17 protein-coding genes and 1 pseudogene are annotated in these 22,729 nt (G+C 55.6%); 17 read left to right on the top strand and 1 reads right to left on the bottom strand.

Features of this window, described 5'->3' with window-relative positions:
• Positions 1-768 carry a 2-oxo-tetronate isomerase gene (otnI, locus tag H6M51_RS17740; RefSeq protein WP_185811155.1) on the top strand — a complete coding sequence of 256 codons (768 nt, stop codon included), beginning with the start codon at positions 1-3 and terminating at the stop codon, positions 766-768.
• Between the two features lie 21 nt (positions 769-789).
• On the top strand, positions 790-1,686 hold the full coding sequence (locus H6M51_RS17735) for an SMP-30/gluconolactonase/LRE family protein (RefSeq protein ID WP_185811154.1): 897 nt from the start codon (positions 790-792) through the stop codon (positions 1,684-1,686).
• 654 nt (positions 1,687-2,340) lie between these two features.
• On the opposite strand, the gene H6M51_RS17730 is transcribed toward H6M51_RS17735, so the two are convergent.
• On the bottom strand, positions 2,341-4,023 hold the full coding sequence (locus H6M51_RS17730) for a flagellar hook protein FlgE (RefSeq protein WP_185811153.1): 1,683 nt from the start codon (positions 4,021-4,023) through the stop codon (positions 2,341-2,343).
• A 492-nt stretch (positions 4,024-4,515) separates the two neighbouring features.
• On the opposite strand from H6M51_RS17730, the gene H6M51_RS17725 reads away from it, so the two are divergent.
• The 15 genes and pseudogenes from H6M51_RS17725 (at position 4,516) to H6M51_RS17655 (ending at position 22,255) form a co-directional block, all read left to right on the top strand.
• Positions 4,516-5,598, top strand: a complete 1,083-nt coding sequence (locus tag H6M51_RS17725) for a glycosyltransferase (protein WP_185811152.1) — start codon at positions 4,516-4,518, stop codon at positions 5,596-5,598.
• Between the two features lie 236 nt (positions 5,599-5,834).
• Positions 5,835-7,085, top strand: coding sequence for a glycosyltransferase family 39 protein (locus H6M51_RS17720; protein ID WP_185811151.1), 1,251 nt, complete (start codon positions 5,835-5,837; stop codon positions 7,083-7,085).
• A 20-nt stretch (positions 7,086-7,105) separates the two neighbouring features.
• Positions 7,106-7,840: a glycosyltransferase family 25 protein gene (locus tag H6M51_RS17715; protein WP_185811150.1), complete on the top strand. Its 735-nt coding sequence runs from the start codon at positions 7,106-7,108 to the stop codon at positions 7,838-7,840.
• Between the two features lie 77 nt (positions 7,841-7,917).
• Positions 7,918-9,270 (top strand): O-antigen ligase, encoded by a 1,353-nt coding sequence (locus H6M51_RS17710; protein WP_185811149.1) that lies wholly within the window; start codon positions 7,918-7,920, stop codon positions 9,268-9,270.
• Entirely contained in the window at positions 9,267-10,520 is a 1,254-nt protein-coding gene (locus H6M51_RS17705; RefSeq protein WP_185811148.1) for a glycosyltransferase family 1 protein, read from the top strand. Before H6M51_RS17710 ends, H6M51_RS17705 begins: the two co-directional genes overlap by 4 nt.
• A 157-nt stretch (positions 10,521-10,677) precedes the next feature.
• Entirely contained in the window at positions 10,678-11,244 is a 567-nt protein-coding gene (locus H6M51_RS17700) for a sugar transferase (RefSeq protein ID WP_210314860.1), read from the top strand.
• 121 nt (positions 11,245-11,365) lie between these two features.
• Complete coding sequence (locus H6M51_RS17695; protein WP_246780565.1) at positions 11,366-13,240, top strand: nucleoside-diphosphate sugar epimerase/dehydratase; 1,875 nt, start codon at positions 11,366-11,368, stop codon at positions 13,238-13,240.
• Positions 13,231-14,166: an NAD-dependent epimerase/dehydratase family protein gene (locus H6M51_RS17690; protein WP_185811146.1), complete on the top strand. Its 936-nt coding sequence runs from the start codon at positions 13,231-13,233 to the stop codon at positions 14,164-14,166. Before H6M51_RS17695 ends, H6M51_RS17690 begins: the two co-directional genes overlap by 10 nt.
• A 386-nt stretch (positions 14,167-14,552) precedes the next feature.
• Positions 14,553-15,476 carry a sugar nucleotidyltransferase gene (locus H6M51_RS17685; RefSeq protein WP_185811145.1) on the top strand — a complete coding sequence of 308 codons (924 nt, stop codon included), beginning with the start codon at positions 14,553-14,555 and terminating at the stop codon, positions 15,474-15,476.
• Between the two features lie 180 nt (positions 15,477-15,656).
• A complete protein-coding gene (locus H6M51_RS17680) occupies positions 15,657-17,204 on the top strand; it encodes an aminotransferase class I/II-fold pyridoxal phosphate-dependent enzyme (RefSeq protein WP_185811144.1) in 1,548 nt (515 codons plus the stop codon).
• A gap of 24 nt (positions 17,205-17,228) precedes the next feature.
• The gene (locus tag H6M51_RS17675; RefSeq protein ID WP_185811143.1) at positions 17,229-18,008 is read left to right on the top strand and encodes an SAM-dependent methyltransferase; all 780 of its coding nucleotides are present in this window, start codon (positions 17,229-17,231) and stop codon (positions 18,006-18,008) included.
• The gene (locus tag H6M51_RS17670) at positions 18,005-18,697 is read left to right on the top strand and encodes an acetyltransferase (RefSeq protein WP_185811142.1); all 693 of its coding nucleotides are present in this window, start codon (positions 18,005-18,007) and stop codon (positions 18,695-18,697) included. Before H6M51_RS17675 ends, H6M51_RS17670 begins: the two co-directional genes overlap by 4 nt.
• Entirely contained in the window at positions 18,694-19,680 is a 987-nt protein-coding gene (locus tag H6M51_RS17665; RefSeq protein ID WP_185811141.1) for a GNAT family N-acetyltransferase, read from the top strand. Before H6M51_RS17670 ends, H6M51_RS17665 begins: the two co-directional genes overlap by 4 nt.
• Before the next feature lie 34 nt (positions 19,681-19,714).
• Positions 19,715-20,796, top strand: a pseudogene (locus H6M51_RS17660) (IS3 family transposase).
• Positions 20,797-21,076: 280 nt separating this feature from the next.
• Positions 21,077-22,255 (top strand): glycosyltransferase family 61 protein, encoded by a 1,179-nt coding sequence (locus H6M51_RS17655; RefSeq protein ID WP_185811140.1) that lies wholly within the window; start codon positions 21,077-21,079, stop codon positions 22,253-22,255.
• Positions 22,256-22,729 lie beyond the last annotated feature (474 nt).

Genomic DNA, 22,729 nt, shown 5'->3' with positions numbered 1-22,729 from the left:
ATGCCAAAATTTGCCGCCAACCTGTCGATGATGTTCAACGAGGTTCCCTTCCTCGACCGTTTTCAGGCAGCAGCCGATTGTGGGTTTACGGCCGTCGAATATCTCTTCCCCTATGATCACGAAGCCGAGCTCGTGGCCGAGCGGCTGCAGGCGGCGGGCCTTGACCAGGCACTCTTCAACATGCCGCCCGGCGACTGGGCAGCGGGCGAACGCGGCATGGCCGCTCTGCCGGGCCGCGAGGTCGATTTTGCAGCCGCACTCGACACGGCAATCGCCTATGCAAAGGTAATCGGCACACCACTCCTGCACATGATGGCGGGGCTTGCGCCAGCCATGGATCCGCAAGCCATCGTGACCTACCGCGAGAACCTGAAACGTGCCACCGACCGCACGGGCGAGGCCGGCATCGGTCTCGTCATCGAGCCGATCAACAGTCGCGACATGCCTGGCTACTTCCTCAACGACTTCCAACATGCGCTTGACTTCATCGCTGACACGAATGCGGCCCACGTGAAGCTCCAATTCGACGTCTATCACCGCCAGATCCTGCATGGCGACGTGATCATGGCGCTCCGACAGATGGCGCCGGTCATCGGCCATATCCAGATCGCCTCTGTGCCCGATCGCCACGAACCCATGACGGGCGAGCTCGACGATCGCAGGATCTTCGCCGAGATCGATGCGATCGGCTACCAGGGCTATGTCGGCTGCGAATATCGTCCGGCGGCCGGCACTCATGAGGGGCTGGGCTGGATGAGTAAGCTCTAACATTGAGGGAAGCGGGGCACTATGCGTTACACGGAATGGTTCGAGATCATTGACCCGGCGTTCAAATCGCTGATCCTGCCAAATGTGCATGTCGACCTGCTCTACACAGGCGGACGCTGGCTCGAGGGACCGGTCTACGTGCCAGCCGCCCGCCACCTTCTCTTCTCCGACATCCCGAACAATCGCGTGATGCGATATGACGAGGTCAACGACACCGTCGCAACCTTCCAAGCCCCGTCGAATTTTGCCAATGGCCATACGCTCGACCGTGAAGGACGGGTGATCTCATGCGAACACTTCACAAGGCGTGTCACCCGCCGCGAACACGACGGCAGCCTGACAGTCCTTGCCGATCGTTTTGAAGGAAAGCTGCTGAATTCTCCCAACGACGTGATTGCCGACAGCAAAGGCAATATCTGGTTCACCGATCCAAGCTATGGCATCTCCACGCCGTATGAGGGATCGCTCGCGGAAAGCGAGATCGGAAGCCACAATGTCTACAGGCTGCGTCCTGACGGACAACTCGACGCCATGGTGACCGACCTGGTTCAGCCCAATGGGCTCGCCCTGTCGCCGGACGAAGCGACCTTGTTCGTGGTCGACAGCGGCGTAGAGCCTGCTCGCCTCATGAAATATGAGCTTTCCTCTGAAGGCAATTTAAACCCCGGCATTCTCTTCAGCGAATGCAGCAATGGGATGTATGACGGTCTGCGCCTGGATAGCGCTGGATACATCTGGACGAGTGCAGGCGATGGCGTGCATTGCCTGGATCACAATGGCCGCGTGATCGGAAAGATCCTGATCCCGGAAACGGTGAGCAATGTCTGTTTTGGCGGGCCTGATCGCAACCGGCTCTACATCACGGCAACGCGGAACCTGTATGCTGTCTACCTAAACGCGTCAGGTTTACGGACCTAGCGCCGCGGAACGCTTTAAAGCTGACCAGCGGCGTCAAAAGCTGGCCAGCTCAAGCCATGGCGGGATGTCAGCATAAGTTGCTCGTGCACAGGGTTAAACGGAATAGCGAGCAGCCTCCTTCGTCTGCACGATCGCAACCGCCCGCGCTTCGGCTGCCAGCAAATCCACTAACAGGTGCAGGTCGCAACCGGTCTCCATCGCGCGCGCTTCTTCTGCCTGAAGCCTCTGGCGTGGGCGAAGTAGGGTCCTCGCTGATCGTGCAGGCCGAGCATCTCCAGCGATCCCTCGAAACCACCCCGGCAATCATCTCGCCACTCTTGAAATATAAAGTCGCAGACGCCCTGCAAGCTGATCTCGACCCGGATCAAACCCACACCCGCATGTCCATCGAAATGGGTGCAGGCCCAGGCGACCGGTTCAACGCAACCGGTCCATCTCACTTTGAGTGACTGAGCGCATTCCGCTGATGCCGACCTGCTACAGAAAGGCTGCCGGGGACCAAGCTAGCTTTAAGCCAGCAGTGGTCCTTTAGAGACCCGTGGCATCTGGCTTCCTCGGTGAAGCGTCGGTCGGCACGGCTGGTTGCTCACGAAACACATAAATGATCGGATATAAGGAGCCGCGTATGCCCAAGACAATCTAGAAGGCGACGGCTCAGCGCTTCAGGTTGACTAGGACTTCCATCAGTTCGGAGCCGGTCTGAAACACCTTAGAGTTCGCGGTGTAGTTTCGTTGCGCCTCGATCATCGCCGTCAGTTCCTCGGCGATATCGACGTTCGAGTCCTCCAGCGCACCGGATAGAACACTGCCGTAGCCGCTGCTGCCGGCATAGCCCATCACGATGACCCCAGACGAATTGCTTTGCGAGTAGACATTGCCAGAGACAGGATTGAGATTATCCGGGCTTTGTACGTCCGCGATTGCAAGCCTGTATCTCGGCTGAAGATCGCCGTTTGAATATTTCAGGAAAACAATTCCCTTGTCATTGATCTCATAGCCGACCACGTCGCTGGCAGCATTGCCATCCACACGGCCGCTGGTCACCGCAAAATCGGAGGCCAACTGTGTCGACCCACTGATATCCAGGGTGAGGCCGTTCAAGACCGCCCCGTCGATGGTCACGGCTTCGGTTGCAATTTCCGAGGGGCTCACCAGCTGGCCATTGGCATCGAAGGTCAATTCGATGAGCGACCCTGCGACCGCCGGTGTCCCATCGATCGCAGCGGTCAGCGAAAACGGCGCAGCAACAGAGGTCAGACCGGAGAAGAACATATTGATAGTGCCAGTTGACCAGGTGCCCACGGTGATTGGCGGGATGACTTCCGGCAAGGGATCGATGTAGTTGCCAGCGCCGTCGAACTCGGTGTCATCGATATAGTCTGTCGCGAACACTGTTCCGGCATGGTCGAATTCCAGATCCCAGCCAGTGGCCGTGCGGGTGTAGAGCACACTGAATGGACGCGTTACACCATCAGTATCGACCAGCGAATAGTTGCCCGTCACCGTTGACCCAACGACAGCCGACATATCGAGATTGCCAGCGATATCGATCACGGATGTCGGGTCAAAAGCAGGCGTCAAGACCGACAGGCCATTGAACTGAACATCCAGCTCCCAGGTGTTGTCGGCAGTTTTCGTGTAGATGTAGTCGAGAAGGCGTGGACTGCCCTGACTATCATAGGCAACAAGCGAGGTTGTCTTGCTGTATCCGACCGCTGCCTTGGCCGGGAGATTCACATCAAGGTCACCGGTGAGCGACGGGGCCGCAGTCAGCGTAGCAGATGACAGGTTGATCTGGGTCAGTCCATCAAAGCCATTGACGACGATGGTGGGATCGGCCGTCGACGAATACTCGTAACCCATGAGCGTAAAGCCCGCAGCATTCTGAAGCGTGCCGTCATCCTGCGGAACAAAGCTGCCGGCTCTAGTGAGGTATTCGGTCCCATCCGCTCCTTCAACGACAAAGAAGCCCCGGCCGTTGATCGCAAGATCTGTCGGGGAGGTCGTGTAGCTGAAGGTTCCTTGGCTGGAGATCGCGTAGCGCACATCGGTTTGCACACCGCCGGAATTGTAAGCACCGTTGGTGGTGGGCAGGATCATCGAGGAAAACTGCACCGACGCCTTCTTGTAACCCGTCGTCGAGGCATTGGCGATATTTTCGCCAACAGTGCTCAGCCGGTTCGCTTGGGCAGACATTCCTGAGACGCCCGTCCGCATGGTCCCATAAAGGCTCATAACAACTCCTGATGTGCAATGCTGAATGTTTTGCTGCGTTAGCTTACGCGAGGCTTGCGATGAAACAGCAGCAACTAAAATCACCGAGATGACTGGCGACACTCCTCTTTCCCGTCTCTTCGCCGGCGTCCTGAAACCAAGGTTTCGAGGCTCAAGAAACTGAGATCGCTGTAGATTCATGCAAGTGCAAACCAGGATACAGGCGAACGAGGACTGCCATGATCATGCGACCGTTCGCCGATCCGCGAGCCAGTGGAAGCCCGGCACCCACGCAAATGCCTCGCTGGACGGATCCCAACCGCGCCACAACCACTCTCAACCTATGGGACATGTTGTCGATTGCAAAATAGGTTTGACATGCATTGCCCAGGCGACGAGCCAAGCGTCCTCAACAACCAAGCATGCTACAGCCTGTTGCTGCATAAGCGCCCAGATGCTACCGAGCCCGTGGGAACGGGGAATGCGGCCTTCAAAAATGCCGGACGGGGACTTTGGAATATGAGTATGATCACTCAGGACAGGCAGGTCAGCTTCGAGGGAGAAGGTTCCCCGCATGAGCTTCGACCATCGGCGAACCATCGATAGGCTGAACCTGTGCTGCCAAAACATATCTCGATCATTGCGCCGACCTATAACGAGGTCAAAAACGTCGTCCCCTTCGCCGAGCGGGTGAAGACGGTACTCGCAGACCACGACTGGGAATTGCTCTTTGTCGACGACAATTCCGCCGATGGTACAGCTCAAAAGGCATTTGACTACGGCAAGATGGAACCGCGTGTTCGACCCATCATTCGGTTTACCGATCGTGGTCTTGCCAAATCCAGCATCCAGGGCTTGCTGAGCGCCAGGGGCGATCTGCTTTGCGTCATGGACGCCGATGGGCAGCATGACCCTTCCGTAGTACTCGAAATGGTAGAGCGCTTGGAGCGCGAGGGTCTCGACATCGTCAGTGCCGCCCGCCGGCTCGAAGACGACCAAGCCCTGGAAGGACTGTCCCCGCTTCGCCGCAAACTCTCGCAGATCGGCAATGCCTTGAGCAGTTTCGTGATCGGCAGAAAACTGTCAGACCCCCTGACGGGCTTCTTCCTGATCCGCCGCGACCGCTTCCTGAAGCTCGCACCCGAGCTCGGCGATCCAGGTTTCAAACTGCTCCTCGACATCCTCTACACGGACAAGACGCTCCGCCACGGCGAAGTCTTCTTCGACTTCGGAACCCGGCTGCATGGCACATCGAAGCTCGACAGCCACGTCCTTTGGAAATTCGCGACCTTCCTGATGAGCAAGATGACGAGGGGGATCTTGCCGGCCAACCTCATCTCATTCCTGTTCGTCGGTGGCTCGGGTGTGTTCGTCCACTTTGCAGTGCTTTACGCAGCACTTGGACTGTCTGCCTCATTTGCCACAGCCCAGACGGTTGCAACGCTGGTTGCCGCGACCAGCAACTTTCTCCTGAACAATCTCTTGACCTTTCATGACCGGCGGCTTCGGGGACCGCGCCTTGTATCAGGCTATCTCAAGTTCCTCGCGGTTTCCGCCGTCGGCATCGTCGCCAATGTTTCGGCAGCGACCCTTGCCTATGAGAACCTGATCCATGTGGTATTCGTCGCAACGCTTGCAGGCATTGCCATCGACACGGTCTGGAAGTTCGTCATCGCCAACAGGTTTATCTGGAAATGAGCAACAACTCCGCTCAAGGCCCCCTGCCCTCACAGACAGTCATCAACGCCGTCTGGATCCTGCTATGCGCTGCGGTCTGCCTGCAGATTCTCGTCCAACTAGTGCATGTCTCGATGTTCTTCGACGGCGGCATCTATGCGACCGTTGCCAGGAACCTCGCAGAGGGCCGCGGGACGATGTGGGCACCGCATTTCTCAGATACGCTTTTTCCGACCTTTGCCGAACATCCGCCGCTGATGTTCTGGCTGCAGGCAATCGGCTTTTCCATCTTCGGTGATACGATCGCGGTCGAGAAGGGCTTTTCGCTGCTCACCTTCGTCATCTCGGCCACCCTGCTCTTCCAGATCTGGATGCGGCTTAACAAGGATGACGTCGCCATCCAAAAGGCCTTTCCCCTTGCCCTTCTGATGGCGCTGATTGCTGGGCGGGTGAACTGGGGCTTTGCCAACAATCTCCTCGACAACCTGCTTGCCGTCTTCTCATTGACGGCGGTCCTGCTCGTGGTCATCGCATACGATCGACCAAGCCCCACATTTTCCGCAAAGCGCATGGCACTTCTCGCCCTAGCTGGGTTTGCCATCTGCCTGTCACTGATGACCAAGGGTCCGGTCGGGCTTTTCCCACTCGCCGCCCCCGCCCTCTACTGGCTGGTATTTCGTCGGCCGGCATTCCTCGTCATGGTGCACGACAGCTTGATCATTCTCGCTGTAATCGTCCTGTTTATCGCAACGCTTTACGCATTTGAAGCGTCACGCGAGGCCGTAGATCGCTATGTTACGGCTCAGCTCGCCTCGAGCTTGAGCGGGGCCCGCGGCCAGTATGGCGGCGGGGTCTACGTCTTCCGCAAAATTCTAGGCGTCAACGGCTACTCTCTCGCCATTCTCGCGCTTACGGCCCTTGCAAGCTGGCGCCTCGGACTGGGGCGCAGCATAAGCCTGTACCGGGATTCGCGCTTTAAACGGGTCGCATTCCTGATCTTGATTGGGATGTCTGCTTCTTTTCCGATCGCGCTCAGCCCCCGCGTTGCCAACTTCTATTTCAACACATCGCTGTTTTTCTATTCAGCCGGTTTTGCAATCCTTGTTGCGCCAACGATCATGGAAGCTCTGTCGCGACTGAGAGACGAGCGGGCAAAGATATTCAGCATGACGGCATTGGCAGTGTTGGTGGCTTCCGTTGTGATTGTCATCGCCAATATGGGTCGCTCAGGGACAGATACACGGACAATCGAACAGGCTACGGCTATCGAAAGGACTGTTTGTGCTGGTCAGAGTAACTGCAAACCGTCGATCAGCGCCTGCGAAAACGCCTGGCAAGACTGGGCACTGCACACATACATGCAACGCTTCTACAAAATCAGCATTGCCAAACAAGCGGAGGTGGTTGCCGACTTTATCATCGCCGATGCGAGCTGCGCTGATCTACCCGGATATCGACCGTTAAGGACTGACATCACACCCTATGTCCTCTTGAAGCGTCAGGTTTGAGGACAAGCAGGAACACATTCATGAGCATTCGACTATTCGCGATCAATCTCGATCGATCGACCGATCGCTGGCTAAGACTATCGAGCCGGGCAAACGAACTTGGCCTCAACGTGACCAGGGTCTCCGCTGTCGATGGAAAATGGACAGCGGAAGATGAGCGCGAAGCAACCGATGACCTCGCTTTTCGCCGCAACACTGGGCGCCTGATGCTCGCTGGTGAATATGGGTGTTACCGAAGCCATATCAGAGCGCTGCACACTTTCCTCGACAGCGGTGTCGATGTCGGATTGATCATCGAGGATGATGTCGAGTTGACACCCGATCTGCAAGACCGGGCAATGGCGGCCTTTACGGCCATGCCCGAGGCCGATGTGATCAAGTTCTTCAATCATCGCGTGGTCGGCTTCAAACGAAGCACAACCTCGGCCCTTGGAGATCAGTTCGGTCGTGCCATCCATGGTCCTCTGGGGTCGTCCGCTTGTTACGGCGTGACGAGACGAGGCGCCATGCAGCTGATCCAGCACTTGACCATCATGCGCTATCCTTGGGATGCTGCCCTTGAGAGAGGCTGGGACCATGGAGCAAAGGTCTATACATCGCGCTACAATATCGCGACGATTGCACAAGGGGGGACTACAATTGCAACCCGAGAGATCTACCGGTCTGTGAAGTTTCCAAAATGGAAACGGCTCGGCACTTATATTCGAAGGCTGCGCGATGATGTCGTGAGGCTCCAATATGCTTTGCGAGCGTGAATGATGACTATCGACCCTGCTTGAAGTTTCCGACAGAAACGGCAGAAAACAGGCACTAGACGATCCGAAACGGCATCATGAACACCCACCTCGACCGACTCTGGCGCTTGACCGACATGTTGTTCCTCACCGGGCTTGCCGTTGCATTATTTCTCGGCAGCAAGGTCACGCCGCTTCTCGTGATCGCTGGTGTCTTGCCTATTCCCTTCCTCCTAAAGACTCTGAAGAACAGGCACTATCACGTGTCGATCTGGAGCCTATTGATCCCTTTCGGCCTCTATTTCGGCTACTGTCTTCTCGCGCTCTTCTTTTTCACAGGCCTTGAGGCTTCAGATCCGAGGCCCGTTAATCCAAGCCTTGAATCCTATGCGATTGCGATTGCCATGTTGGTTGTCGGACTGGTTCGCGGTTTGCAGATCAGAAACCTCGCATTGCTTTTTCAAAGGGTCATGCCCTGGCTGCTGATCGCCTGCTTCCTTGTCTTGTCCTATATGATGTTTGCCGGCATCCGTGACGCCTGTCGGGTCAGGGGACTTGCGCCATGGCCGTTCATCCCTGCCCTGTTGTTCTCGACGCTGACCTTCATTTGTCTGGTCGGTTGGGAGAAGCTGACCGGGTCTGAGCGTTGGCTTCGCGTCACCCTTATGGCATTCAGCATCGTCATCTCGACCACCTATACTGGATCCCGGGGCGTGGCCCTTGCACAAGTTGGGGTCTTCGGCGTCTTCCTGATCCTTGGTTTTTTGCCTTCGTTAAAGAGCAGGATCCCAAGCTGGTATCATCTGGGCCTAGCCGCCGGCGCCGGTCTGCTGGTCTCGTTCTTCATCGGCGTGATCACCGACTGCGGCCCTGCGAGCCGCTTTTCATCGACTTTCGAAACCGTTCAGACCATGGCGTCGCAGCTGACGGCAACTGAGGAGCAAACTGCCGTAAATGCAATCCCGGCGCCGGAGACCGGGGAAGCTTTGGCGACCACGCCGTCGGCGCCTGAAGCTGAAGTCGAAACCAGTCAGGCAGCCACAGTCACGAAGGATGAGGCCATCAGTCATCGCCTTGCCATGTGGCAGACGTCGATCACCGCAATCAAGGAGAGCCCGATATTCGGGCATGGCTCACTTTATTTGCAAAAGCTGATCCATGCGACCTATGGCTATGAGCACAATCACAATCAGTATCTGACCTGGCTGGTCACAGGCGGTGTGATACAGCTCACGCTCGGGCTAATTTTCCTTGCAATCCCCTGGTTTATCTCAAACGGGTTGTCGACTGCCGACAGGCTAATTCTGACCATTGGTGTGTCGCTGTTTTGGGGCTTAGCGATGATGTTCGATGCGTTTCTGAACCTCAAATTCTACACGCATTACTTCTGTCTGCTCTCAGGCATACTCTATGCCTTATCAAACAGCATGCAGGACAAGGGAAGTAGATGAGCGCCACCCTCTATTTCGATCTCACCGAGGCGCTGATCTCCACCTCCGGCAAGCGCACGCAGTATTACGGGATAGCCCGGACGGTGCACGAAATCGGCCGGGAGTCAGCGCTTCTGAAGAACGATATTCGCTTCGTCGTCTTTTCCTTTGGCACAAAGCAGTTCTACGAAGTGACCTGGCACAAGCGAGCAGACGGAAGTGTCGAATTCGATCTGCCAAAGGATGTCGGCCAGAAATGGGTGAGAACCTATTTCGGCAAGAACCCAATCCTCCCGTTTATCTTCCGTTTCTTGAACCTGATGACACAGAAGAAAAACAGGGATCATTGGCTGAAACATGCCGGACATCTGAAGCCAGTGGCAATCGAAGCCGGCACCTTCTTCTCCGCAGCCCGCCCGAAACTGATCGTAGACATGGTCAGGGTGCTGAATGACAGAGGATCAAAAGCGGCCATCGTACCATTGCTGCATGATTTCATGCCGCTGCATGACGGCGCAACGAAACGCTTTCGCAAGCTCGATCGCAACTTCCTGGCCGACAACCGCTTCCTGATCGAGCAGGCCAACCAGATCCTGACGAATTCGAACTTCACGGCAAAAGAGCTCCAAAGCTTTGTGGACAAGGGCATGCTTCCCAGACCACGTGGCCCCGTGAACGTGGTACAACTCGTCCACCACTGTCCTGACGGCATCGAACCCTCAGAGATCTCCATACCGACAGAACCCTATATTCTGACCGTTGCCCTAAATCTCGGCCGCAAAAACATTGAGGTGGTCCTAGAGGCTCTGCGACGACTGAAAGCCGATGGAAAACCTGTCCCGAAACTCGTTATCGCCGGCTCGCACCGAAAACGCCTGCGTCGCTACGCATCGAGGCCTGCATTCAGCGCCATTCAGGACAGGCTGCTCTTCATCGACAATCCCAACCAGACCGACCTCGTCAAACTCTATAAAGGGGCGCTTGCCCTTGTGATGCCAAGCAAGCTCGAAGGCTGGGGCCTGCCCGCTGGCGAAGCGCTCTGGTGCGGCACGCCTGCTGTCTGCTCGACGGCAGACGCCTTGCGAGAAGTCTGCGGTGAGCATGGCATTTATTTCGATCCTGATGATGACAGTCACCTGGCAAAAATCCTTGTACAGCTCATGACAAATGAAGAACTCAGGATCGATTTGCGGCGAAGGATCGGCGACGCCAAACCACGCCTCAGGACATGGCAGACGGTGGCTAAGGATACATTGCAAAGGATAGCGTGAACAGTCTGGATTGAAGGCAGATGGCAATCACTCCTGCCGGAAAGGCTAGGGCCCGCCCAATCATGTACCGATCCGTTTGCATTGCAGAACACGACTGGCAACAGATCGGCTATTGGATTATTGAGCCAAGTCCCCTCGAAAAATTTACGGATCCTAAATGAGCATGAAGCGACTTTTCGACGTCTTAGTCGCAGCGACAGCTCTGATTGCATTTTCGGTGCCGATGGCTTTGGTGGCGCTTGCCGTCAGGATCACCTCTTCAGGCCCAGCTCTCTACTGGTCGAAACGAGTGGGACGAGGAAACCAGCTGTTTTTGATGCCGAAATTCCGCACGATGCGAACGAACACGCCGGTTGTTGCCACTCATCTTCTAGGTGATGCCTCTAGACACCTCACCCCGATTGGCAGTTTCTTGCGCAAATCGAGCCTGGACGAGCTCCCACAGCTCTGGTCTGTCCTTGTCGGACATATGAGCTTGGTCGGCCCACGACCAGCCCTGTTCAACCAGGAAGATCTGATCGCGGCGCGAACCAGGCAAGGTGTGCACAAACTTAGGCCTGGCATTACGGGCTGGGCCCAGGTGAACGGTCGCGACGAACTCGAGATACCCATCAAAGTCGCCTATGATGCAGAGTATCAAAGGCGCCGAAACTTCCTGTTCGACTTGCGGATTTTGATGCTAACGGTCATCAAGGTCGTCAGAGCCAAAGGAGTGTCCCACTGATGCGCCATCAAGCCGCAGAGCACGGGGTGTCATGAGCAAGAGCAAGCTGGTCGATCAAGTGGTCGTCAGAACACTTCGCGAAGCGATCATCCGCACCCCCCGCCGTTGGAAGCGGGTGTTGATGATCGCCATGGACTGCGTTTGTCTGTTGGTCGCTCTTTGGGCGGCCTATGCGCTTCGTTTGTCTGATTGGTTGCCCACCATCACACCCGAACGCCTGACGCTTGCCGCAGTCGCGCCCATCGTCGCCATTCCAGTCTTTGTTCGTCTCGGTCTGTACCGGTCTGTCATTCGCTATCTCCCCGAGGCCGCCATCTGGACCATCATCCAGGCAATGGTCATCGCGACGGTGAGCTGGATCATCATCATCTTTCTGATGGAAATGGCAGGCCAGGGCATTGTCCCGCGGTCCGTGCCCTTCCTGTATTTCCTGATTGGCACTCTGCTTGTCGGCTCCTCACGTTTTGTCGCGAAATGGATCCTCAACATGGGAACCGGCATGCGACGCAATGAGGAGCCGATCTTCATCTATGGGGCGGGGCCTACAGCGGCACAGCTGGCCCGCGCGTTGCGGGGCCATGGAAATCGCTATGTCATGGGTCTCATCGATGACGATCCCGCGAACCACGGTCGCGATGTTGCAGGTTACAGGGTCTTCCCACCTCAGCAGCTTCCAAGCCTGGTTGAACGCTATGGTATCCGGGAAATCGTCCTCAGCATGTCGTCGATCCCGGCCGAAAGCCGGCAGGCTGTCATCGGTAGGGTTGCAGGACTCGGGGTTAAGGTGCGGAGTGTCCCGGATATCTCCGACATTGTCGACGGCCGATACATCGTCAATCAGATCCGAGAGATCGAGATTGACGAACTGCTCGGTCGATCATTCGTCCCGCCGGACAAGGCCCTTCTGGCCCAGGCACTAACTGGTAAGACGGTGATGGTGACGGGCGCCGGCGGCTCGATCGGTTCGCAACTGTGTCGCCTCATCGCGTCCTGGAAGCCATCAAAGCTGATCCTGCTAGAGTCGAGTGAATTTGCACTCTATCGCATCGAGCAAGAGCTTATGGCTGCAACCAAGACGCCGATAATACCCGTATTGGGCTCGGTGACCGATGCACAACTTGTGCATAGAACGCTGCGTGAGCACTGGGTCGAAGTTGTTTACCATGCAGCGGCCCACAAACACGTGCCGCTGGTCGAGGCGAACGTTCTTGAAGGTATCCGCAACAACGTATTCGGCACCTTGACCATCGCGAAAGCAGCAGCTGAACACAACGTATCGAGCTTCGTTCTGATCTCATCAGACAAGGCTGTGCGCCCGACCAATGTTATGGGCGCCACAAAACGTTGGGCCGAGCTTATCGTCCGTCAGATCGCGATCGACGCAAAAGAAAGGGGACAAGAACAAACCTTCTGCGCCGTGCGCTTCGGCAACGTGATCGGGTCCAACGGATCAGTTGTGCCGCTGTTCAAAGAACAAATCGCAAAAGGCGGCCCGGTCACCGTCACCGATCCGGAAATGACGCGCTACTTCATGTCCATTCCTGAAGCGGCAGAACTGATCGTCCAGGCCGGCGCTTTGTCGGAAGGTGGTGACGTCTTCCTGCTCGACATGGGCGAACCCGTACGGATCCGCGAACTGGCGGAAAACATGATTCGACTCGCCGGTTTCTCAGTCAAAGACGACAAAGCGGCCGACGGGGGTATAGCCATCGAGTATGTTGGCATAAGGCCTGGAGAGAAACTGTTCGAAGAACTGTTCTACGACAGCCAAAACGCACAACCCACGCGCCACCCCAAGATTCAAAGGGCAAACTCATCGGCTGTTGTCGGGTATGAGATCTTGTCAGCGTTAGACACACTACAGCTCGCACTTGAGTCTGATGAGGACGAATTAGCCAGAAAGACCCTCTTTGACTTAGTGTTCAATAGAGCTGGCACTTCCGACGCTCATGTGGGCTCGAACCTCGCAGATGTTGAGAATTCAACATGGGACTAACACTAATTACAGGGGCATCGGGTTTTGTTGGTTCGCATTTGGTAGCGGACATGAGAAGCCGTAACATGCCGATCAGACCCGTCAGTCGGAGCGAACACCAGGGTTCTATCAAGATCGGATCTTATGCGCCTGCCACCGACTGGCGGCCATACCTGGATGACGTGGAGACCGTCGTTCACCTTGCAGCAAGGGTACATGTCATGCGAGAGACTGATGCCGATCCGTTAGCGGCCTTTCGGTTGGCAAACGTTGCTACGACCATAAACTTGGCTAGACAGTCCGCGAAAGCAGGCGTGAAGCGCTTCATCTTCATGAGCACCATCAAGGTTAATGGGGAAAAAACCGAACCAGGCAGACCTTTCAAGAATTCTGACCGACCGAACCCGCAAGATCCCTATGCTATCTCCAAAGCAGAAGCCGAGGCAGAGCTTTGGAAGGTGGCAAGTGAGACTGGAATAGAGATTACTGTCGTCCGCCCGCCGCTCGTCTACGGCCCCGGTGTAGGGGGCAACTTCAGAACCCTCACCAAATGGGTAAATTACGGAATTCCGTCCGTTTTTGCGAATATAAACAATAAGCGATCACTCATTTATGTTGGAAATCTAACGGACTTCCTGATGCACGTCCTCGGACACCCGAAAGCAAAAAATAAACACTTCCTGGTGAGCGACGGACAGCCTGTCTCCACGCACCGCTTAATGGATGAGATTGCTAGAGCCGAGGGCAAGAAGCTGAGGAGCTGGCCCTTAGCGGAAATTATTCTATACAGAGCAGGGTGGATGTTTGGACTAGAAGCCAGCGTTAAGCGCCTTATGACATCACTTGAGATCGATGACAGTAGCACGCGGAGTTCGCTCGGCTGGCACCAACCGCACGAAGTTCGAGAGGCCTTAAGGATGACAAGTGCCTTTGGGCGCTTATCCTAGTTGCTTTCTAGGCTACTGTATGCGGCTCGGAGCGTTAGCATGTGTCTTCCCGCACGCTATCGGATCGCCTCTTCGCTTTGCCCTGTCCAATCAACTTATCAACCTGGCAGAACTTGGCGAGGATCTCTTCTGCTGTATCTTCTCCCATCCCAATTCAAGAACCCTCCCAGGCTCATAAGCAAAATCTCAAAAGGGATCAATTTTCGTGAGGCACACCGCCCAGGGGCAGATCTTAAGGGGCTTGACCATTTTCGGGAGCATCAGGCATGTCACGTAAGGACGGGTGTATGATACAGCAAGACGATCTTTAGGATAAGCAAATGAGCATTTGAATACTACTGAATGTCGCCTTACGAAGAAGATTAAGCAATGAAGGAGCATATTCCATGTCCGACCTCCCCCTAAAGGGCGTTGTGCTGTCCGGAGGCAAGGGTACAAGGCTTTATCCATCTACCCTGGTCGCCTGCAAGCAGTTGCTACCTGTGTTTGACAAACCTATGATCCATTATCCTCTGTCACTGCTCCTGCTGCAGAAAATCACCGAAATTCTGTTCATCACCAATCCGGAAGACCTTGGCGCCATGCAACGCCTTCTCGGCACAGGCGAGCAGTTCGGTGCCAAATTTTCCTACATGACGCAGGCGGACCCTCGGGGAATTGCGGAAGGCCTGATCCTATCGGAGGAATTCCTAGCCGGCAGCCCGGTGTGCTTCCTTCTTGGTGACAATATTCTCTTCGGGCAGGATGTGCGTCAAGCCATGGCAGAGGCGAAGAGAACCGTAATTGAAGAAAATGCTGCAGCCATTTTCGGGTATCGCGTATCTGATCCGCAAAACTTTGGCGTAATCACGTTCGGCCCCCAAGGCAGCGTGATCGAAGTGGTGGAAAAGCCGGCAGCACCGAAGTCAACCTGGGCGTCCATCGGCGTCTATTTTTTCCCCGGCGATGTTCCGAGCTACGCGCGACAGGTCATGCCATCACCGCGCAACGAACTGGAGATCACGGATGTTCATCGCCAGTATATAGAGGGTAAGAGGCTAAAAGCGATCAAGCTCGGTCGTGGAACGGCCTGGCTTGATACGGGAACACCAGAAGCGATCATGGAGGCCGGGAACTTTCTGCATGCCATCGAAAAGCGTCAAGGCCTGAAAGTTTATTGCCCGGAGGAGGTCGCCTATCGGTCGGGCCTGATTTCGTCGGAGCATCTGCTGGCCCACCTGTCCAACATTTCCAGTTCTAGCTACCGGGGCTATCTGCGCCGAGTGCTGGAAGAGGAAAAGACTGATCTTTTCGGCGCTACCGGGATATGAGGCGCGGACAGGCATTCCTTTTGAAAAGGGCCGCCTGGCGCGCATGCCGCCAATGCATTAGCTTTAACGGGATACCGGGGCGGTGCTGAGCCACCCTGCTGCTTGAAGACCATGTGCGGCGAAAATCCGGTTCGCTGTTTTAGAGTTTCCGCCCGCTGAACGGTGGGCAAGAGGTATGTGATGAAGAGTGAATTGCATTTGTCCAGTGCCGGCGAGCCGCACATTGTCGAGGTCAAAATTATCAAGGATGCACGAGGAACCCTCGGCATCATCGAGGGCCTCAAAGAGGTCGGGTTCGATTTCAGGCGGATCTATTTTATGACCGACCTTGCGTGCGCGAGCAACCGAGGCGGCCACGCTCACAAGCGCTTGAAGCAGTGCTTCGTGGTAATGCGCGGTGCCGTCACGATCAAGCTAGAAGGTCTTGGGAGGGTTCATGAATTCCGCCTGGAAAACTGTGACAAGGCCCTTGTGGTGCCGGCGGGCTACTGGCGCGATCTGTACGATTTCAGCGAGGACTGCCTAATCGCCGTGCTCGCCTCAGACTACTACGAAGAGGACGACTATATACGCGACTATGCGGAATTCCTCGCCTACAGCATGCCTTCCGCGGTCAACCGTGTTCCTTACATCGACCTGGGGCGGCATGTGTCGGATATGCGCGCCGATCTCCAGGCTGCGGTTGACCGGACCTTCGATTCCGGCACTTTCATTGGCGGCTCGTTGGTTGAGGAATTCGAGACATCTTTTGCTCGCTATTCCGAAGCGGAAAAGGCGGTGGGCGTGGCCAACGGCTACGATGCGCTGGAGCTCACGCTCAGGGCCTGGAATATTTGTGCGGGGGACGAGGTGATTGTGCCCGCTCATACATTCGTGGCCACCGCCTTGGCTGTAGCCCGAACCGGGGCCAGCCCGGTCCTGGTAGATGTGGAGCAGGATACCGCTGTCATAGATGTATCAAAGGTAGAGGCTGCGATCACGCCGAAAACCAAAGCGATCATCCCGGTTCATCTGTATGGGCACCCGGTCGACATGGATCCGCTTATGGCAATTGCGGAACGGCACGGCCTGTGGGTTCTCGAAGATGCGGCGCAAGCCCACGGCGCCCGCTATAAGGGTCGTCGTTGCGGCTCCCTAGGCCATGCGGCCGCCTTCAGCTTCTATCCGACGAAGAACTTGGGTGCCTTCGGCGATGGCGGCGGCGTGACGTCAAACGACGCTGCACTGGTCGCCAAGGTCAAACAGCTTGGCAATTACGGCGCCTCGCGCAAATACCATCACAACGACCTAGGCATCAATTCGCGTCTCGATCCCATGCAGGCGGCGCTGTTGTCGGTCACCCTAAAACGGCTTGACGCGTGGAATGGGCGCAGGGACGAGCTGGCCCGTCGCTATCTGGACGGGCTGCATGGTATAGAAGGACTGCGCCTACCTGCTGTGCGTAACTGGGCGGAACCGGTCTGGCACGTCTTTGCCATACAGGTGTTGGACGGCCGGCGGGTTGATTTGGAAGCCTGGCTTCAAGCCGCCAGCATTGGTACCAATATTCACTATCCCCTGCCGATCCATCACCAGAAGTGCTTCGCATATCTCGGCTACGATCCGAAGGGCTTTCCCATCGCAGAAAATCTTGCCCAAACCGTTCTGAGCCTGCCGCTGGATGCCCTGCATTCTGATGCAGAAATCGATTATGTTATCGAGAAGACATGCGATTTTTTCAGAAGGTGACGGCGAAGCCAAGGGCACATAACTATGAAAAAAGAAGATCTTGCGACTTCGAAGAATATCAACCTGGCTGCAGTGGAACTGGATTATGAGGGCTTCCGCAAACTTGCCTCTAATCCGCATCTAACGGTCCATGAAAGGATCGGTTTCCCCGCCGCCTATCGGGAGAAGTTCGAACAGGCGATCTTCGAAGATATCTGCCGGAAGCTCCCCTGCCTGCGTGAAACCAACAAGGTGATAGTGGACATCGGGCCCGGCTGCGCAAATTTGCCCCGCATGCTAATCGATCTGTGTGCCCGCAACGGGCATGTGCTCATTCTGGTCGATTCCCAGGAGATGCTGGACCAGCTGCCGGATGCACCGCATGTGCGCAAGGTGAACGGGTTTTTCCCCGGCAATGTCGAGGCCGTTCGCACTGCGGCCGGCGGGCCCGTCCACGCGGTGCTGAGCTACAGTGTGCTGCAGTATCTCTTTGTGGAAGCCAATCCGTTTCGCGTGATGGATATAGTTATCGACATGCTGGTCGAGGGCGGCGAAGTTATGTTTGGGGACATTCCCAATGCATCTAAGCGCAAGCGCTTCTTTCTCAGTGAAGGAGGCATTCAGTTTCACCGGAACTTCACCGGTAGTGACGACCTGCCGACCCTTCCCTCCATCGGCAGCGGACAGAATATGATCGATGACAGTGTTCTTCTAGGGCTAATGACAAGAGCCCATTCACACGGCTGCGATGCCTATCTGGTGCCCCAGCCTTCAACTCTTCCAATGGCCAACCGGCGTGATGATCTACTTGTGAGGAAGCCATGATTGACGTTGCTGAGGGAAAAAAACCATTGATGATCGTCGGCAATGGCGAAATCGCTTCGATGGCCCATGAGTATTTCACTCATGATTCCGGTTACCAGCCGGTGGGTTTTGCAATCGGGCGGGACTACATCATTGGTGACCGGTTCGAGGGCCTGCCTCTGGTCGACATCGAAACGGTGGAGCAGCATTTTCCGAAGGATCAGGTGGCCGCTTTCGTCGCCATCGGCGATGCCCAGCTCAACCGGGTGCGCGCGCGCCATTACCGGGACATGAAGGCGCGTGGTTATCAGATGGCGAGCTACGTCAGTTCGCGGGCCTTTGTCTGGCACAATGTGAAAATCGGCGATAACTGCTTCATTCTGGAAGACAATACGCTGCAGGCCTTCGTCACCGTCGGCAATAATGTCATTCTCTGGAGCGGCAATCACATCGGCCATCGGTCCACCATCGAGGATCATGTCTTCGTGACCTCGCATGTGGTGATATCCGGTTTCTGCCGGGTCGGTATCCACTCCTATATCGGTGTAAATGCCGCCGTCGGCAACAATGTGGATATTGCCGAGGACAATTACATCGCCATGTCGACTTCCATCGCATCCTCCACCGTCGCCAACACGATCTATCAGGGCAACCCTGCAGAGCCGCGGAAGATTGCTGCCACGCGATTCTGCCGGGTGCGCGACGAATGATCGAGATCCTGGACTATCGGCCTGATCAGAAGGAGGTCTGGAACCGGGTCAATGCGGACGCGAAAAACGGGCATCTGCTCTTCGATCGCGGCTTCATGGATTACCATGCCGACCGATTTTCCGATTGTTCCTTCATGTTCCTGGAGGACGGAAAGCCCCTTGCCCTTCTGCCGGGCAATGTTTCGGGCAACACGTTCTTTTCCCATCAGGGGCTCACCTTCGGCGGCTTTATATGTGACCAGCGAGTAACCTCGATGCGGATGCTCGCCATGTGGGATCTTTTGATGGAGGAATTGCGTCAACAATCCGTGGAACGCATTGTCTACAAGAGCCTTCCTTTCATCTATCATCGTTCGCCCTGCCAAGAGGATCTTTATGCGCTCTTCCGGCACGGTGCCCGTCTCATACGGCGCGATGTGACTACCACCATTGATTACAGGTGTGCAGGCACCCGTTCGAAGCGGCGGGACCGGGGTGTGAAGAAAGCCGTGAAGGCGGGGGTCGCTTTTGCCCAAAGCACCGCCTGGGCCGATTTTTGGTCCGTTCTTGTCGGGACGCTACAGGCGCGTCACGGTGTGAAGCCGACCCATAGCCTCGAAGAAATTAGACTGCTCGCGAAATGCTTTCCGGAGCAGATCAGGCTTTATATTGCCACGAGAGATGGGAAGGTCTTAGCCGGTGTGGTGACATTCGAAACCGGAGCGGTCGCACATGCCCAGTATATTGCCGCAAGCCCCGAAGGCCGTGACGTGGCCGCACTCGATGGCCTCTTCGACTTCCTGATCGAACGCTACAGCCATACCCATGGCTATTTCGATTTCGGCATTTCCAATGAAAATGGCGGCTGGGTCCTGAACGAGGGACTAGTGACCCAGAAGGAAGAATACGGTGGCAGCACAGTTGTGCACGATGTGTATGAGGTAGTGGTCACAGACGTATCGTCAAACGGTAATCCCCCGCCAATTAGCGGGCTTCAAAAGTAGAATTTTCTGAGGCTGTATGATCGAGGAGATTTTTATTAAGACGAGCAGATTTATCGAACCGCAGATCATGGCCATCCTGCGCCAGGCAGAAGGTGGTGTTCCAGTTCCGAGCTATGCCGGGAACAAGGGATGAGTAGGGCCTCATTTTACAAATGGCAGGACAAATATGGGGGCATGGACGCCTCGATGATCAGTCAGATGAGGCTCTGGAAGACGAGAACCGTCGTCTAAAAATATGTATGCCGAGATGAGCCTGCAGACCGAACTGCTCAAAGAGGCTCTGGGAAAAAAGTGACGCGGCCATCACCACGCCGGGAGATGGCCGTGAAAGCGCTGGCGTTGCGCGGGGTGAGCATTGCGCTCGCCTGCCGCATTTTCGAGTTCAGCGAGACCTGCTATCGTTACAGCGTCAAGCTGAATGAGGAGAACGAACAGATCGCCGATCTCCTCATTGGGCTGACGCGAGCAAAGAAGAACGGGGGTTAGGCTTCTGCTTCCTTTACCTGCGCAATACCCAGGGGCATCTGTGGATTCACAAACATGTCTACCGGATATACCGCGATCTGGAATTGAAGCTGCGGATTAAGCCAAGAAAGCGCTTGAAGCGAGACAACCCAATACGCTGGCCGTCCCGGATCAAACTAACATGGTCTGGTCGATGGACTTCATGGCAGACCGCCTGGAGGACAGCAGGCAGTTTCGGCTGCTGAATGTGCTGGATGACTTAACCGCGAGGGGCTCGGCATCGAGGTGGACTTTTCCCTACCGGCTGAACACGTGATCCGTAGCTTGAGCCAGATCATCGAATGGCGAGGAAAGCCATACGCCATTCGGGTGGGCAATGGCCCGGAATATGGCAGCGGCGAGCTCATGGAATGGGCAGAGAAACAAGGGATTGCCTTGAACCACATCCAGCCCGGAAAGCCGCAACAGAATGCCTATGTCGAGCGCTTTAACCGCACCGTCCGGCATGAATGGCTCGACCAGAACATCATCGAAAGCAACGAGGAGGCACAGGAATTCGCCACGCAGTGGCTTTGGACCTATAACAACGAACGGCCCAATATGGGCATGGGCGGCATAACGCCCGCACAGAAACGGAAAATGGCCGCGTGATTTCTAGTGCGGAGCCCCGTAAAAAACGGGAGGATTACCCAACCATCGCCGATACCACGAGAGCCTCGACAACTGCACTCCGGCCGACGTCTCTTCTGACGCGGCCAAGCCTTTTCAGTCGATCTGCGCGTACGGGTATTTGATAAAGTTTGTGCGGGCGCCACTAAGCGGGAAGCTGCGGACCAGTCCGGTGGGAGTGCAGCAAGTTGAAGCGACGAGAAGACCCATAGCGCAGTCTTTACTTATTTTTATCCGGACCTTATCACTCGCGAAGAACAGAGTGCGTGATAAGGACAGATGGGGGATGTCACCCTGCGTTATCGAAAACAAAAACCTGGCCAGCATAAAACGGCAAGGCGACTACCGTAGCTTGACTACGCCAGCCACTGTTGCCTGCAAGCCGTTAAAGATATTTGGCGCCCATTCGCTTGAGATGAACCTTGAGCGCAAGCTTCCCGCCAGGTCGATCGCCACGGTCAGGAACTGCCTAGTTAGCGGGCAAAGCGCAGCGCTATTCACTCGCGGTTGGTTACATAGAGCGACGCACTGGGCTGTACTGCCGGAAGTATCGCTTGGAAACGCTGCGGGGAACTATGCTGAGTTTTTTGGGAGGCATCGTTCAGGGTGGACGTTCAATGTGAACCCCACTCTAAATCCACAGCGGCAGGTTAAACGAGGGGTTTTAATCGGATCTAGGTATTCGTTTAACCATTTTCATTTCGTGTGCGACACCCTTATCCGGGCATTGATCGCAGACGAAGCGGCCCCGGATACCCGCACATGGCCACTGGTCATCACCGAAGGCTCATATCAGCAATCTCAATTTATTCGGACGCTGTTTCCGGAGCGAGAGATTATCGTTCTGACGTCAAACGAGCTTATCCTGTTCAACGAATTGCTCGTGCCGGTCGCGTCTTCATTCTCGCCGGACGATCCGAATTCGGCTAGGCTAGCCGTGTATGATGTACCCTACATTAAAGATCTTCAAATTCGTCTCATGGGCAGCAACCCGGGGCAGGTGCCTGACCCGACGAATATACTGTTTGTGAAGCGCAAGTTCTACCAAGCGCCAAACGGCGAAATCGCCCGAACTATATTAAACCAGGATGAGGTGATCTCCTTCCTTGATGGTTTCGGCGCCATTGCAATAAGCCCGGAAGAGATGTCCTTCTCAGATCAGAGAGAATTATTCCACAGCGCAAATACTGTGGTCGCAATGGCTGGCGCCGCCCTCGCCAATGCCGTATTTTGCAGGCCCGGCACAAATATCATCATAATCTGCCAAGATCGAAACGTTTTTCCAGAGTATTTCTGCCTAATGCTAGAGGAGCTAGGGCTACGGGTTAGCGTGGTTGCAAGTAAAGGCGTACAGGGCAGCAGTCATCATCCATCTCACCTCAGTGTAATCGTGGACATTGCGGACCTCCGCGACGCACTAAACTGGTGCAACATAGGTTAATTTACACGTATTATGTTTGGCCTTTAGCGTGTACACCGAGTATTGCCCGCCATCTTCGACGTCACATCGGGACAATGGGCGTACCCTATAGATAGCGGCCCCCGAAGCGGGTACGGCAGCTGCTGGTTTTAGCGGAAGATAGTCGACTGCTCCACCGACAATTCAGCCAGGTTCAACTATGATTTTGTGAGAAGAGTTCTGATCAAGTATCTATTATTTTTTTCTCGAAGGAACTGCCGCAGCTAAGCTGACCTCGAGGCGGAATCTGTCGTAACCTGTTTCCAAACTGCGCATGGCGACGGTGGTTTTAGGCGATCGAGCGGAGCCGTCTTCATCTTGACGTTGCCGAAAACAGTTGCACATACGGTGAAGCTGAGGTTGGTGGTGATGACGCTCGCGCATTCGTGCAGATTGCGCACGAAGGGGTTCAGCTAGCGTTTAAAACTGAACAAGCATCAGTTTTGACAGACACCG

The sequence above is a fragment of the Rhizobium sp. AQ_MP genome (assembly GCF_014237835.1).
Classification (GTDB): Bacteria; Pseudomonadota; Alphaproteobacteria; order Rhizobiales; family Rhizobiaceae; genus Allorhizobium.
Note: the sequence above shows the minus strand (reverse complement) of the source record. Positions and strands in the feature narration are given on the sequence as shown.